Source organism: Burkholderia sp. 22313, from assembly GCF_052045245.1.
Classification (GTDB): Bacteria; Pseudomonadota; Gammaproteobacteria; order Burkholderiales; family Burkholderiaceae; genus Burkholderia.
Genome location: NZ_JBQEON010000015.1, coordinates 54,141 through 68,399, shown reverse-complemented (window position 1 = coordinate 68,399; position 14,259 = coordinate 54,141). Strand labels below are relative to the sequence as shown.

General features: G+C 66.9%; 15 protein-coding genes. 10 read left to right on the top strand and 5 right to left on the bottom strand.

The features are described 5' to 3' along the window. Nucleotides 1–229: 229 nt before the first annotated feature. A complete protein-coding gene (locus ACTJKF_RS14655) occupies nucleotides 230–571 on the top strand; it encodes a hypothetical protein (protein WP_440624229.1) in 342 nt (113 codons plus the stop codon). Nucleotides 572–635: 64 nt separating this feature from the next. On the opposite strand, the gene metK is transcribed toward ACTJKF_RS14655, so the two are convergent. Next, nucleotides 636–1,823: a methionine adenosyltransferase gene (gene metK / locus ACTJKF_RS14650; RefSeq protein ID WP_059468609.1), complete on the bottom strand. Its 1,188-nt coding sequence runs from the start codon at nucleotides 1,821–1,823 to the stop codon at nucleotides 636–638. Between the two features lie 265 nt (nucleotides 1,824–2,088). On the opposite strand from metK, the gene ACTJKF_RS14645 reads away from it, so the two are divergent. Next, nucleotides 2,089–2,973 carry a lipid A biosynthesis lauroyl acyltransferase gene (locus ACTJKF_RS14645; protein WP_440624228.1) on the top strand — a complete coding sequence of 295 codons (885 nt, stop codon included), beginning with the start codon at nucleotides 2,089–2,091 and terminating at the stop codon, nucleotides 2,971–2,973. Between the two features lie 21 nt (nucleotides 2,974–2,994). Here the strand turns inward: ACTJKF_RS14645 and ACTJKF_RS14640 are convergent, their stop codons facing one another. Together ACTJKF_RS14640 and ACTJKF_RS14635 are read right to left on the bottom strand one after the other, a co-directional pair. Continuing rightward, entirely contained in the window at nucleotides 2,995–3,297 is a 303-nt protein-coding gene (locus ACTJKF_RS14640; protein ID WP_440624227.1) for a HigA family addiction module antitoxin, read from the bottom strand. Between the two features lie 14 nt (nucleotides 3,298–3,311). Next, nucleotides 3,312–3,590, bottom strand: coding sequence for a type II toxin-antitoxin system RelE/ParE family toxin (locus ACTJKF_RS14635; RefSeq protein ID WP_440624226.1), 279 nt, complete (start codon nucleotides 3,588–3,590; stop codon nucleotides 3,312–3,314). 409 nt (nucleotides 3,591–3,999) lie between these two features. Between ACTJKF_RS14635 and dapF the strand changes: the two genes are divergently transcribed. The 8 genes from dapF to hslU all read left to right on the top strand — a co-directional run bounded on the left by dapF (nucleotide 4,000) and on the right by hslU (nucleotide 12,168). Further along, nucleotides 4,000–4,869: a diaminopimelate epimerase gene (dapF, locus tag ACTJKF_RS14630; RefSeq protein ID WP_440624225.1), complete on the top strand. Its 870-nt coding sequence runs from the start codon at nucleotides 4,000–4,002 to the stop codon at nucleotides 4,867–4,869. Nucleotides 4,870–4,905: 36 nt separating this feature from the next. Further along, nucleotides 4,906–5,634 carry a DUF484 family protein gene (locus tag ACTJKF_RS14625; RefSeq protein WP_440624224.1) on the top strand — a complete coding sequence of 243 codons (729 nt, stop codon included), beginning with the start codon at nucleotides 4,906–4,908 and terminating at the stop codon, nucleotides 5,632–5,634. A 13-nt stretch (nucleotides 5,635–5,647) separates the two neighbouring features. Beyond that, nucleotides 5,648–6,568, top strand: coding sequence for a tyrosine recombinase XerC (gene xerC / locus ACTJKF_RS14620; RefSeq protein ID WP_440624223.1), 921 nt, complete (start codon nucleotides 5,648–5,650; stop codon nucleotides 6,566–6,568). A 76-nt stretch (nucleotides 6,569–6,644) separates the two neighbouring features. After that, entirely contained in the window at nucleotides 6,645–7,859 is a 1,215-nt protein-coding gene (locus ACTJKF_RS14615; RefSeq protein WP_440624222.1) for a class I SAM-dependent rRNA methyltransferase, read from the top strand. 198 nt (nucleotides 7,860–8,057) lie between these two features. Next, nucleotides 8,058–9,131, top strand: a complete 1,074-nt coding sequence (locus tag ACTJKF_RS14610; protein WP_440624221.1) for a CobW family GTP-binding protein — start codon at nucleotides 8,058–8,060, stop codon at nucleotides 9,129–9,131. A 493-nt stretch (nucleotides 9,132–9,624) separates the two neighbouring features. Then, on the top strand, nucleotides 9,625–10,041 hold the full coding sequence (gene dksA, locus ACTJKF_RS14605) for an RNA polymerase-binding protein DksA (protein WP_006477498.1): 417 nt from the start codon (nucleotides 9,625–9,627) through the stop codon (nucleotides 10,039–10,041). Nucleotides 10,042–10,277: 236 nt separating this feature from the next. After that, entirely contained in the window at nucleotides 10,278–10,814 is a 537-nt protein-coding gene (gene hslV, locus ACTJKF_RS14600; protein WP_006477497.1) for an ATP-dependent protease subunit HslV, read from the top strand. Nucleotides 10,815–10,824: 10 nt separating this feature from the next. Beyond that, nucleotides 10,825–12,168, top strand: coding sequence for an ATP-dependent protease ATPase subunit HslU (gene hslU / locus ACTJKF_RS14595; protein ID WP_440624220.1), 1,344 nt, complete (start codon nucleotides 10,825–10,827; stop codon nucleotides 12,166–12,168). An 84-nt stretch (nucleotides 12,169–12,252) separates the two neighbouring features. On the opposite strand, the gene ACTJKF_RS14590 is transcribed toward hslU, so the two are convergent. Further along, nucleotides 12,253–12,795, bottom strand: coding sequence for a response regulator transcription factor (locus ACTJKF_RS14590; protein WP_011658200.1), 543 nt, complete (start codon nucleotides 12,793–12,795; stop codon nucleotides 12,253–12,255). Nucleotides 12,796–12,808: 13 nt separating this feature from the next. After that, the gene (locus ACTJKF_RS14585) at nucleotides 12,809–14,215 is read right to left on the bottom strand and encodes an ATP-binding protein (RefSeq protein ID WP_440624219.1); all 1,407 of its coding nucleotides are present in this window, start codon (nucleotides 14,213–14,215) and stop codon (nucleotides 12,809–12,811) included. Nucleotides 14,216–14,259: the final 44 nt, after the last annotated feature.

Genomic DNA, 14,259 nt, shown 5'->3' with positions numbered 1-14,259 from the left:
ACGGCGCGGCGCGAGCCTCAGCGACAGGCGGTATGCGGCAACACGCTTGCGGCACGAGGGTTTATCGCGACTTTTACCCGTCATGAAACCCTTGTAGCCTGTCGCGGCCTGTCAATTCTGGCGGGCGCGGCGCGCAGCGACATTCGGTAAGATGCGTTGCGCCATCCGAGGCCGTTCATACCAGTGCGCTCTTCAAGGGCGCCATCCATACAAGCGAAGCATCGTTCACATGCCATTCCGTCTGACTTCCCGTCTCAGCCGCGCTGCGAAGCGCGTCGTGCCCGCCACGCCCGCCCGCTCGCTGCGCCATCATCGCGCCCGCGCGCAGGCACTCGCGGAGCATACGCACGCACATAGCCGGCTGGACGGCATCCGCGCGTGGTTCCACGCGTTCTTCTCGATGATGAGCGCGCAGGCGTTCGCACGCCGCGCCGGCCTGCGCTCGCTGCTGCAGAAGCCGTCGTCGCTGCGCGCGCTTGCGCTGCGCCGCACGCTGGGCCCGCAGCGCCGCGTCAACCGCCCGCGCCGCCTCGCGGCCAGCAACGGCTGGTTCGGCTTCGGCGCCCGCTGAAGTCCTCGATGAACCATAAAAAAACCCCGGCATGCCGGGGTTTTTCGTTTCGGGCAGACGACGCTTACGCGACGCGTGCCGTCGGCTCCACGCCGGCCGCTTCGGCCAGTGCGAGTGCCTTGTCGGTTGCTTCCCACGAGAATTCCGGCTCTTCGCGGCCGAAGTGGCCGTACGCTGCCGTCTTCTCGTAGATCGGGCGCAGCAGGTCGAGCATCTTGATGATGCCCTTCGGACGCAGGTCGAAATGCTCGCGCACGAGCTTCGTGATCACTGCATCCGACACGCGGCCCGTGCCGAACGTGTTGACCATCACCGAGGTCGGCTCGGCCACGCCGATCGCGTACGACACCTGGATCAGCGCGCGCGACGCGAGGCCCGCTGCAACGATGTTCTTCGCGACGTAGCGACCGGCATACGCTGCCGAACGGTCGACCTTCGACGGATCCTTGCCCGAGAACGCGCCGCCGCCGTGCGGTGCGGCACCGCCGTACGTATCGACGATGATCTTGCGGCCCGTCAGGCCGCAGTCGCCCTGCGGGCCGCCGATCACGAACCGGCCGGTCGGGTTCACCAGGAACTTGATGTCGCCCTTGATCAGGTCGGCCGGCAGCGTCGGCTTGATGATTTCCTCGATCACGGCTTCGCGCAGCGCCGGCAGTTCGATGTCCGGTGCGTGCTGCGTGGACAGCACGACGGTGTCGATCGAATCCGGGCGGCCGTCAACGTAGCGGACCGTGACCTGCGACTTCGCGTCCGGACGCAGCCACTGCAGGCGGCCGTCGCGGCGCAGGCTGGCCTGGCGCTCGACGAGGCGGTGCGACAGGTAGATCGGCAGCGGCATCAGTTCCGGCGTTTCGTCGCATGCGTAGCCGAACATCAGGCCCTGGTCGCCCGCGCCTTGATCGAGGTTGTCGTCATGGGCACGGTCAACGCCCTGGGCGATGTCCGGCGACTGCTTGTCGTACGCGACCAGCACCGCGCAACCCTTGTAGTCGATGCCGTATTCGGTGTTGTCGTAACCGATGCGCTTGATGGTGTCACGCGCGATCTGGATGTAATCGATGTTGGCCGTCGTGGTGATTTCACCGGCCAGCACGACGAGACCCGTGTTGCACAGCGTTTCAGCCGCAACGCGGGAATATTTGTCCTGCTCGAGGATGGCGTCGAGAATCGCGTCCGAGATTTGGTCCGCGACTTTGTCCGGATGGCCTTCAGAGACGGATTCGGACGTGAAGAGATAATCGTTTGCCACTTTTTCAGGCTCCTGTGTGGTTACGGTCGGTTTCACGTAGCCAGCTTCGGTAGGCCTGAAGCGGCGACGCTTTAGCGGATTACCAGAACCGGGCAGCGCGCTTCACGCCAGCCGGCTTCGCCCCGCAAGTTGTCAGTTAACTCGGCGAAGCCCGTATTATAGCGGCTTTCGTGAATTGTCACAGAGCGCCACTCGTGCTGCATCGTCCACTGTCCTACCCCCCTGTTCGCAACGTGCCGGCCAGCCGGCCCCACGGAGATTCCGCATGCTAGGCCGCCTCGGCACGCACCTCGCCATCGGCTTTCTGAAGCTGCTCGCCCTGCTGCCGTACGGCTTGACCGCACGGTTGGGCGATGGCCTCGGCTGGCTGCTGTACCAGATTCCCAGCCGGCGAAAGCGCATCGTACATATCAATCTGAAACTCTGCTTCCCCGACTGGAGCGACGAGCGGCGCGAGGAAGTGGCGGGCCTGCATTTCCGCCATGCGATCCGCAGCTACGTCGAGCGCAGCTACCAGTGGTTCGCGTCGGAACAGGCCTACCGCAAGCTGTTTACGGTCGAAAGCGAGGTTGACCTCAGCGATCCGGACATGCCGCCGACGCTCTTGCTCGGGTTCCATTTCGTCGGCATCGAGGCCGGTTCGATGGCGATCAACCTTGCACTCGGCCGCACGTGCGGCTCGCTCTACACGCCGATGAAGAGCCCGGAGATCGAAGCCGCGGCCAAGGCCGGCCGCAGCCGCTTCGGCGCGGAACTCGCGAGCCGGGCCGACAGTGCGCGAACCGTGCTGCGGTGGCTGCGCGACCGCAAGCCCGTGATGCTCGGCGCCGACATGGACTACGGGCTGCGCAACTCGACGTTCGTGCCCTTTTTCGGCGTGCCGGCCTGCACACTGACGGCCGTCGGCCGGTTCGCAAAGACCGGGCACGCGCAGGTTCTGCCCTTTATCGGCGAGGTGCTGCCGAACTACAAGGGCTACCGGCTAAAGGTGTTCAAGCCGTGGGACAACTACCCGACAGGCGACGACGACACCGACGCACGGCGGATGAACGCATTCCTCGAGGAACAGATTCCGCTCATGCCCGAGCAGTATTACTGGGTGCACAAGCGCTTCAAGACCCGCCCGCCCGGCGAGCCGAGCCTCTACTGAGTCGTACCCGCAGGCGCGCCGTCAGATGCGCGCCTGCACTCTCGCCACCTTCGGCATGCCTTTCGCGCGCGCCTGCCAGAGATCGTAGGCGCACTGCTGCGCGAGCCACAGATCCGCCTTTCCGCCGTTTTCCTCGCCCAGCCACGCTTCGAGACGCAGTGCCATTTCAGGCGAAATGCCGGCATGGCCGTGCAGGATGCGCGACAGCGCTGCACGCGTGACGCCGAGTTGCGCGGCGGCATCGGTGACGGTCAGGCCAAGCGCCGGCAACACGTCGTCGCGCAGCGTCTCGCCCGGATGGGGCGGATTGAAAATGCGAGTCATGGCGTTGAATGACCTCAGTGATAGTCTTGATAGTCGACCAGGACGACATCGGGCCCCTCGAACCGGAATGTCAGGCGCCAGTTGACGCTCACGCCCACCGAGTAGTAGCCGTCCAGCCCGCCTGCCAGGCCGTGAAAGCGCCAGCCCGGCAAGTTCATGTCGAACGGCTCGCTCGCCACGTCGAGACGGGCGAGCTGGCGCCGCAACCTCGGGGCATGATCCGGCCGGACCCCCGCCCGGCTCCCGTTCACGAAAAACGCTTCCAGCCCCTTGTGCCGCCATGACTTGATCATGGGCCTCCCACACGCGAGTGCGATATCGACGGCATGGCGTATAGCCACACTATACGAATCGCCTGATTGATCCGTCAATTTGACCGGTACGAAAACACGCACGCGGCTCATCCCGTGCGCGGGCAACGCCCGGACTTGCGCCACCGGTTCGCCTGCACGGCCGACGCTCGCCGCACCGCATCGTGTCAATCTGCCCGAGCGCCGCCCGCACAACCAGTCAGCCGATCGGCCGGCCCCGCCCCGCTCCGCCGCGCGAACGACGCCCCGCCCCCCGTCCGCGCAGGACGCCCCTGTCGGCTGCATGTATCATTTGCGGTTGAGATCAGCACGACGAACGACGCTGCCCGGCAGGGCGGCATGCCGCGCGAATCGTGCCGACCGCCTTGTTCGCCATGGAATTCCGGACCCAGTGAAACTCTCGTTCACCAAGATGCACGGCGCGGGCAACGACTTCGTCGTGCTCGACGGCTATTCGCGCGCGTTGCCGCCGCTCACCGACGCGCAGGTGCGCGCGCTCGCCAACCGACACTTCGGCATCGGCGCCGACCAGTTGCTGCTCGTCGAGAAAGCGACCGTCGACGGCGCGGATTTCAAGTACCGGATCTTCAATTGCGACGGCGGCGAGGTCGAACACTGCGGCAACGGCGCACGCTGCTTCGTGAAATTCGTCAGCGACCGTGGCCTGACCGACAAGCGCAGCGTGCGCGTGGAGGTGATGAAGGGCCTGATCACGCTGACGATGCAGGACAACGGCGAAGTCGTCGTCGACATGGGCGCGCCCGTGTTCGCGCCGGCGCAGGTGCCGTTCGATGCAGCGGGGCTCGACGGTCGGACCGACGGCCGCGACACGCTGTGGCCGCTCGACGTCGGCGGCCACACGCGCTGGATCTCGACGGTGTCGATGGGCAACCCGCACGCGGTGCAGGTCGTCGACGACGCCGAAGCGTATCCGGTGCTGGAGGAGGGCCCGCTGATCGAGCGCCATGCCCGCTTCCCGCAGCGCGTGAACGCCGGCTTCATGCAGATCGTGTCGCGCAACGAGGTGAAGCTGCGCGTGTACGAACGCGGCGCGGGCGAGACGCTCGCGTGCGGCACCGGCGCCTGCGCGGCGGTGGCGGCCGGCATCCGGCGCGGCCTGCTCGATTCGCCGGTGACGGTGCACACGCACGGCGGCACGCTGACGATCGGCTGGGACGGCGCGCGCGACGAAACCGCCGCGCTGACGATGGCCGGGCCCGCCGCGACCGTGTTCGAAGGCGAGATCGACCTGAACGTCTGACCCTTCAATGTCCTGATAACTGAACGCTCCAGCCACATGAACGATCGCGAAGTCGCCGACTACCTGCTCGCCAATCCCGAATTCTTCGCGCAACACGCGGAACTGCTCGCGACGATCCGCCTCGCGAACCCGCACGGCAAGGCCGCGATCTCGCTGCAGGAGCGGCAGATGGAGATGCTGCGCGACAAGAACAAGCATCTCGAGCGCCGGCTCGCCGAACTCGTGCGCTACGGCCACGAGAACGACAGCCTGTCCGCGAAGTTCAGCCGCTGGACCGCACGCGTGATCGCGGAACGCGATCCGTACGCGCTGCCCCGGACGATCGCCGGCGGCATCGCCGACGTGTTCGACGTGCCGCAGACGGCGCTGCGCGTGTGGGACGTCGCCGACACCTACGCGCAGGCCGATTTCGCGCGCCAGGTGGGCGAGGAAGTGCGCCTGTTCACGAACGGCCTGTCGACGCCGTACTGCGGCGCGAACACCGGCTTCGAAGCGGCCCAGTGGCTCGCGCCCGCGCTCGCGGCGCCGGCGGCGAATGCCGCTGCGGAAGGCGCCGAAGCCGCGCCGGCCGGCGACGGCTCGGCCACGTCGGTCGCGCTGCTCGCGCTGCGTGCGCCGCTCGCCGGCAACGATGCGCCCGCGTTCGGCCTGCTCGTGCTCGGCTCGCCCGATCCGCGCCGCTTCCACGACGGCATGGCCACCGACTTCCTCGCGCAGATCGCGACGCTCGCCAGCGCCGCGCTGACGCGCCTGCTGCCGCACTGATGTCGCACCCGCGATGACCGACGATCCGATCGCCGCCTACCTGTCGAACCTGAAACACGTCAGGCAGTTGTCGGAACACACGCTGCGTGCGTACACGCACGAACTCGACGAACTGACGAAGCTCGCCGCCGGCCGCCCGCTCGACGCGCTGACGGCCGCCGACATGCGCGGCGCGGTCGCGCGCGCGCATGCGGGCGGACTGTCCGCGCGCTCGATTTCGCACCGGCTGTCCGCGTGGCGGGCGTTCTACCGCTGGCTCGCGCAGCGCATCGAGATGCCCGCGAATCCCGTCGCCGCGGTGCGCGCGCCGAAGCGCCCGAAGACCCTGCCGAAGGCGCTGTCGGTCGACGACGCATCGGCGCTGATGGACGCCCCGCTCGCCGGCACGACCGAAGGCATCCGCGATCACGCGATCCTCGAGCTGTTCTATTCGTCGGGGCTGCGCCTCGCCGAACTCGTCGGGCTCGACGTCATGTACACGCAGGCCGACGGCTACCGCTCGGCCGGCTGGCTCGACCTCGCCGAAGCCGAAGTCACCGTGCGCGGCAAGGGCAACAAGGAACGCAAGGTGCCGGTCGGCCGCAAGGCGATCGACGCGCTGAACGCGTGGCTCGCGGTGCGCGGCGAATTCGTGAAGCACGATCCGCATCCGCTGTTCGTGTCGGTGCGCGGCAACCGGATGGCGCCGGGCGTCGTGCGCGACCGCGTGAAGCGGGCGGCGCTGGCCGCGGGCATCCCCGCCAACGTCCACCCGCACGTGCTGCGCCACTCGTTCGCGACGCACGTGCTGCAGTCGAGCGGCGACCTGCGCGCGGTGCAGGAGCTGCTGGGCCACGCGAGCGTCGCCGCGACGCAGGTCTATACGTCGCTCGACTTCCAGCATCTCGCGAAGATTTACGACAGCGCGCATCCGCGCGCGAAGAAGCGCGACTGACGCGCGCCCCGTATGACCCGCCGTGCGTGGCGACCGGCCACGGCCGGCGTCGTCCGCGGCCCTTTTCCATCCGATCATGCAAACCGTCACCCTCAAACCGTCCAAGGAAAAGTCGCTGCTGCGCCGGCATCCGTGGGTCTATGCCAATGCGATCGACCGCGTCGACGGCACACCCGCGCCGGGCGCGACCGTGCTCGTGCGCGCGCACGACGGCCGCTTCCTCGCGCGCGGCGCGTACAGCCCGCAGTCGCAGATCCGCGTGCGGGTATGGAGCTTCGACGAGAACGAACCGATCGATCACGTGTTCTTCAAGCGCCGTGTGCAGCGCGCGGTCGCGCATCGCACGACGATGGTGTCGGGCACCGACGCGGTACGGCTCGTGTTCGGCGAGGCCGACGGGCTGCCGGGGCTGATCGTCGACTACTACATCGCGGACACGGCCGAGCCGGACGCCGCACCGCGCGGCCAGCTCGTGTGCCAGTTCATGGCCGCGGGCGTCGAGGCATGGAAGGACGCGATCGTCGCCGCGCTCAGCGGCGCGACCGGCTGCCCGAACGTGTATGAGCGCTCGGACGTGTCGATCCGCGACAAGGAAGGGCTCGAGCAGACGACCGGCGTGCTCGCCGGCGACGCGCCGCCCGCGACGCTGATCGCGACCGAAAACGGCGTGCGCTATCACGTCGACGTGCCGAACGGCCACAAGACGGGCTTCTACGTCGACCAGCGCGACAACCGCGCGCTCGTCGCGCAATACGCGGACGGCCGCGACGTGCTCAACTGCTTCTGCTACACGGGCGGCTTCTCGCTCGCGGCGCTCAAGGGCGGCGCGAAACGCGTCGTGTCGATCGACTCGTCGGGCGACGCGCTCGCGCTCGCGCGGCAGAACGTCGTGGCCAACGGCTTCGACGCCGAACGCGCGACCTGGCTCGACGCGGACGCGTTCAAGACGCTGCGCCGCCTCGTCGACGAAGGCGAGCGTTTCGACCTGGTCGTGCTCGATCCGCCGAAGTTCGCGCCGACCCGCGACAGCGTCGACCGCGCGTCGCGCGCCTACAAGGACATCAACCTGAGCGGCTTCAAGCTGCTGCGTCCGGGCGGCCTGCTGTTCACGTACTCGTGCTCGGGCGCGATCGACATGGACCTGTTCCAGAAGATCGTCGCGAGCGCGGCCGCCGATGCGAAGGTCGACGCGCGGATCCTGAAGCGGCTCGGCGCGGGCGTCGATCACCCGCTGCTCGCGGCCTTCCCGGAAGGTGAATATCTGAAAGGCCTGCTGTTGCAAATCGTCTGATCGCCCCGATCTACGCGCACACCCGCATCCGCCGGCCCTGCCCGCTGGCGGAACCGCGCTCGAGCCTGTCGTCCGGACGACGGGCGAGGGCTTGACAGGTATGTTTCAATGGATGGTTGTACGCCCCGGCTCGCGAGTCGATGGCGCGACGCACACATCCTGGTTTTGACCCCGATTCACGAACCACAGGCGACCGACATGGCCACTCCCGTCACCATCCTTACCGGCTTCCTCGGCAGCGGCAAGACGACCCTGCTCAAGCGCATCCTGAACGAACAGCACGGCATGAAGATCGCCGTGATCGAAAACGAATTCGGCGAAGAGAACATCGACAACGAGATCCTCGTTCAGGATTCGAACGAGCAGATCATCCAGATGAGCAACGGCTGCATCTGCTGCACGATCCGCGGCGACCTCGCACGCGCGCTCGGCGATCTGGCCGCGAAGAAGCGCGAAGGCAAGCTCGACTTCGACCGCATCGTGATCGAAACGACCGGTCTCGCAAACCCGGGCCCGGTCGCGCAGACGTTTTTCATCGACAGCGAGATCGCCGACGATTTCCTGCTCGACGCCGTCATCACGCTGGTCGATGCGAAGCACGCGAACGCGCAGCTCGACGAACACGAAGTGGTGCAGCGCCAGGTCGGCTTCGCCGATCGCCTGTTCATCACGAAGTCGGACCTCGTCGACGACCAGGCCGTCGCCGCGCTCAAGCACCGCCTGATGCACATGAACCCGAAGGCGACGATCAAGGTCGTGAACTTCGGTGAAGCCGACATCAAGGAAATCTTCGACCTGCGCGGCTTCAACCTGAACGCGAAGCTCGAGATCGATCCGGACTTCCTCGCCGAGGACGACCACGCGCACCATCACCACGATCACGACCATGACCACGATCACGCGCATTGCGACCACGATCACGGTCAATGCGCGCACGATCACGACCATGGCCACCATCACCACGCGCACCACGACGACAAGATCAAGTCGTTCGTGTACCGCAACGACCGCCCGTTCGACCCGAACAAGCTCGAAGACTTCCTCGGCGGCATCCTGCAGATCTACGGGGAACGGATGTTGCGCTACAAGGGCGTGCTGTACATGAAGGGCGTCGACCGCAAGGTCGTGTTCCAGGGCGTGCACCAGATGATGGGCAGCGACCTCGCGGCGAAGTGGCTGCCGGTCGAAAAGAAGACCAACAAGATGGTCTTCATCGGCGTCGACCTGCCGCAGGACCTGATCACCGACGGTCTCGACGCCTGCCTCGCCTGAGCGTTCGGGGCCGCATCGCGCGCCCTCCATGCGGCCGCCTTCACGGGCGGCCGCGGCGCTTGGAAGGCGCCTTTTCCGGGAAGGGTGTCGCCGTCATCGCTTTTTCCCGATTTGCGCGTTATATTTTCTAGATATTGGCGCAGCTGACGGGGATCGACCCGATACGGCGCCCGCTTGCGATTCAGTTACAATACGTGCCCGCTGGAGTACGGCAACAAACAGGCCCGGTTCTTGCTGAACCAGTTTTCCGGGCATCGCAACCGCGCCGGATCGCCCATCCGCCACCCGGCCGCGGCCGATGCGATCTGCCGCGCAGCACCGGTTCGCCGCGCGCGCAAATCCGCGCCAGGCCTATCCTGGTATTTGAGAACCGGTTTTCCAGAGGCTTTCGGCCCCGCGGCGGCAAATCGCAAATGATTGCAAGCGCAGTTGCGGGTAATCCCAAAGTGCAGGCACTATCTCCTGATTTGCCGCACATTGAAGAAGCAAGCAGATGACGAAGAAACTCTTGACCGAAGCCGAAATCCTGAAGATGAGCGACAAGGATTACATGAATGAGGATCAGCTCGCCTTCTTCAAAAATCGGCTCGAACAGTTGCAGGCGGACATCCTCAAGAATGCAGGCCAGACGACCGAGAACCTGCGCGAGACGGTGATCGTGCCCGACCCCGCCGATCGCGCGACGATCGAGGAAGAGCACGCGCTCGAGCTGCGTACGCGCGATCGCGAACGCAAGCTCCTCAAGAAGGTTCAGCAGTCGCTCGCCCGCATCGATTCCGGCGATTACGGCTGGTGTGAGGAAACCGGCGAACCGATCGGCATCCCGCGCCTGCTCGCGCGGCCGACGGCCACGCTGTCGCTCGAGGCGCAAGAGCGCCGCGAGCTGCGCCAGAAGCTGTTCGGCGACTGATCGAGCGGCGTTCCGCTCAGACACGCTGCTTCCCGAAAGCGCGCGGCCGGCCNNNCGCGCGCTTTTTGTTTTTCCGGCACCGGTTCCCGGCCGGACGATTTGCCTCCCCTCTTGATATCCCGGCGCCCGCCCTAAAATGAAACGGACGCGCGCCGGGCCGCTCCCCGGCGCACTGCGATTCATGCGGCGGCGCCCCGCGCCGCCCGACTCTTCCCCGTTTTTCTCAAGGAACGCAGATGGAGCAATTTCACGGCACGACCATCGTTTCGGTCCGGCGCGGCGACAAGGTCGCGCTTGGCGGCGACGGCCAGGTAACCCTCGGCAACATCGTCATGAAGGGTGGCGCGCGGAAAGTGCGGCGGATCTACAACAACCAGGTACTGGTCGGATTCGCGGGCGGCACCGCCGATGCGTTCTCGCTGCTCGATCGCTTCGAAGCGAAGCTCGAGAAGCACCAGGGCAACCTGACCCGCGCGGCCGTCGAGCTCGCGAAGGACTGGCGCACCGACCGGATGCTGCGCCGCCTCGAGGCGATGCTGATCACGGCCGATGCCACCACCACGCTCGTGATTACCGGCAACGGCGACGTGCTCGACCCGGAAGGCGGGATCTGCGCGATCGGTTCGGGCGGTGCGTACGCGCAGGCCGCGGCCCGCGCGCTCGTCGAGAACACCGAGCTGTCGCCGCGCGAGATCGTGGAGAAGTCGCTCGGCATCGCCGGCGACATGTGCATCTACACGAACCACAACCGCATCATCGAAACGATCGAGTAAGGACCGCACCATGAGCACCATGACCCCTGCCGAGATCGTCTCGGAACTCGACAAGCACATCATCGGCCAGGCCAACGCGAAGAAGGCCGTCGCGGTCGCGCTGCGCAACCGCTGGCGCCGCCAGCAGGTCGCCGACCCGCTGCGCCAGGAAATCACGCCGAAGAACATCCTGATGATCGGGCCGACGGGTGTCGGCAAGACCGAGATCGCGCGCCGCCTCGCGAAGCTCGCCGATGCGCCGTTCATCAAGATCGAAGCGACCAAGTTCACCGAAGTCGGCTACGTCGGCCGCGACGTCGACAGCATCGTGCGCGACCTGATCGAGATCTCGGTCAAGCAGACGCGCGAAACCGAGATGCGCAAGGTGCGCAGCAAGGCGACCGACCAGGCGGAAGACCGCATCCTCGATCTCCTGCTGCCGCAACCGCGCGCGGTGGGCTTCGGCGGCAACGCCGATCACGCGAACGACGACAACAACGCGACGCGCCAGACCTTCCGCAAGCGCCTGCGCGAAGGCCAGCTCGACGACAAGGAAATCGAGCTCGACCTCGAGCAGCCGTCGGCCGGCATGGACATCATGGCGCCGCCGGGGATGGAAGAGATGACCGAGCAGATCCGCTCGATGTTCTCGAACCTCGGCAGCGGCAAGAAGCAGCGCCGCAAGGTGAAGATCAAGGAAGCGCTGAAGCTGCTGACCGACGAGGAAGCGGCGAAGATGCTCAACGACGAGGAAGTGAAGACGAAGGCCGTGCAGAACGTCGAGCAGAACGGCATCGTGTTCCTTGACGAGATCGACAAGATCACGTCGCGCAACAACGAAGGCAGCGGCGGCGAAGTGTCGCGCCAGGGCGTGCAGCGCGACCTGCTGCCGCTCGTCGAAGGCACGACGGTCAACACGAAGTACGGGATGGTGAAGACCGATCACATCCTGTTCATCGCGAGCGGCGCGTTCCACCTCGCGAAGCCGAGCGACCTGATTCCCGAACTGCAGGGCCGCTTCCCGATCCGCGTCGAGCTCGACTCGCTGTCGGTGAACGACTTCGAGGCGATCCTCGTCGCGACCGACGCGAGCCTCGTCAAGCAGTACCAGGCGCTGCTCGCCACCGAAGACGTGCAGCTCGAGTTCGCCGAAGACGGCATCCGCCGCCTGGCCGAGATCGCATATGCGGTCAACGAGAAGACCGAGAACATCGGCGCGCGCCGGCTGTACACGGTGATCGAGAAGCTGCTCGAGGAAGTGTCGTTCTCGGCCGGCAACCACGCCGGCGAGCGCGTGACGATCGACGCGAAGTATGTCGACCGTGCGCTCGGCGAAGTGTCGCAGGACGAGGACCTGTCGCGCTACGTGCTGTAACGCGCGCGGCGTCGAATGCGAAACGGGCGGCCCGGCGGGCCGCCCGTTTTCGTTGGTGCGGCCGGCCGACGCTGCCCGCGCGGCTTACTGTCGTACCGGCTTCTTCGCGAGCTTGCGCTGCAGCGTGCGGCGGTGCATGTTCAGTGCCCGCGCGGTGGCCGAGATGTTGTTGTTGTTCTCCGCGAGCACGCGCTGGATGTGCTCCCATTCGAGCCGGTCGACCGACAGCACGACCGGATTCTCGAGCGCCTCGTCGGCCTGGACTTCGCTGGCGTTGGTCTGCAGCGCGGCGAGGATCGATTCGATGTTCGCGGGCTTCGCGAGATAGTTGTCGGCGCCTTCCTTCACGGCCTGCACGGCGGTCGCGATGCTCGCGTAGCCCGTCAGCACGAGAATGCGCGCGTCGGGTTGCAGGTCGCACAGCGGCGCGATCAGGCTCAGGCCCGAATCCTCGCCGAGATGCAGGTCGACAGTGATGAACTGGAACTTGCCGCCGGCCGCGAGCCGCAGCGCCGCCTCCTTGTCGTGCGCCTGCTGGACCGCGTAGCCGCGGCGCTCGAGGCCGCGCGCGAGCGTACCCGCGAACACCTCGTTGTCGTCGATCACCAGGAAATTGTTCTCGCTCATGTGGTTTCTCCGTCTACGTGTTGGTTGAGGCGGCCGGTGCCGCGATGCGCGCCACCGGCAGGCGCAGCACGGCGCGCGTGCCGCGGCCGGGCGCACCGGCCGGGCGGCTGTCCGGCGCAGCGGCCGCTCGTTCGGTCGCGCGCTGGCCCGACGACGCTGCGGCGTGACCATTCGCGGCGGCGCCCGCGCGCCCGTTGCCGCCGGCCGTGCGCGGCGTGACATCGGACAGCTCGATCTCGCCGCCGAGGCGCACGGCCGCGCTGAACGCAAGGTACAGGCCGACCCCGTGCCCGCCCTGCGTGCTGTCGACCGGCATCGCGCCGAGCGATTCGCGCAACGCGGCCGGAATGCCCGGGCCGTCGTCGCATACTTCGAATTCGATCTGGTCGGCCGCCCGCTCGTGGTGCGCGAGCTTCGCGGCCAGCGTCACGCGATGCGGGCTTGCCCGCGCGGCGTTGTCGAGCAGGATCGTCAGGATCTGGCCGGCGGCGACCGTATCGTCGAGCGCGACGCCCGACGGCCGCGCGCCGAGCAGTTCGAACTGCACGTGCGGGTGCCGCAGGCGCCAGTGCTCGACGAACGTGTCGAGCCAGTCGTCCACCGGCTGGCGGCTCGCCGGCGCACTCGCGCGGCTGCGCAGGCGCGCGAGCGCCGACGTGCAGAGCGTCATCTGTTCTTCCAGCACCTTCAGGTCGGCCTCGTAGCGCGCAAGCCCCGGATCGGCGCGTGCCGCGTCGCGCAGTTCCTCCGCGAGCATCGCGATCGTCGACAGCGGCGTGCCCATCTCGTGCGCGACAGTGGCAGCCTGCACGCCGAGCGCGACCGCCCGCTCGTCGCGCAGCAGGTGCGCCTGCGCTTCGCCGAGCGCGGCATCGCGCTGGCGCAGCGCGTTCGACATGCGCGCGACGAACCACGCGATCAGCCCGACGCTGACCATGAAGTTCACCCACATCCCGGTGCGGTAGTGATCGAACAGGTTCGCCGGGTTGTCCATGTTGAGCGGCACCGAATCGAAGCCGAGCGCCGCATAGCACGCGACGGCAAACGCCGCGAGCCAGATCATCAGGTGCCACGGCAGCACGGCCGCCGCGATCGCGAGCGACGGCAGGTACAGCGACACGAACGGATTGGTCGTGCCGCCCGACAGGAACAGCAGCGCCGACAGCGCGCCGAGGTCGACCCACAGCTGGCCGAGCAGCTCGAAATTGGTCTCGGGCCGCGCGCGCAGCACGCGCACCCAGGTCAGCGCGTTGAAAACGATTTCGAGCGCGATGACCATCAGCATCGCCGGCAACGGCAAATGCACGCCGAAATAGGTCTGCACGACGCCGATCGTCACGAGCTGGCCGATGATCGCGAGATTGCGCAGCCAGAACAGGTGACTGAGGTTGACGCGCCCGGTGGTGGTGATTCGTTGCATCCGAGCAGTTTACCCGTTTAGCCCCCGACGCCTCCACCGGGGGC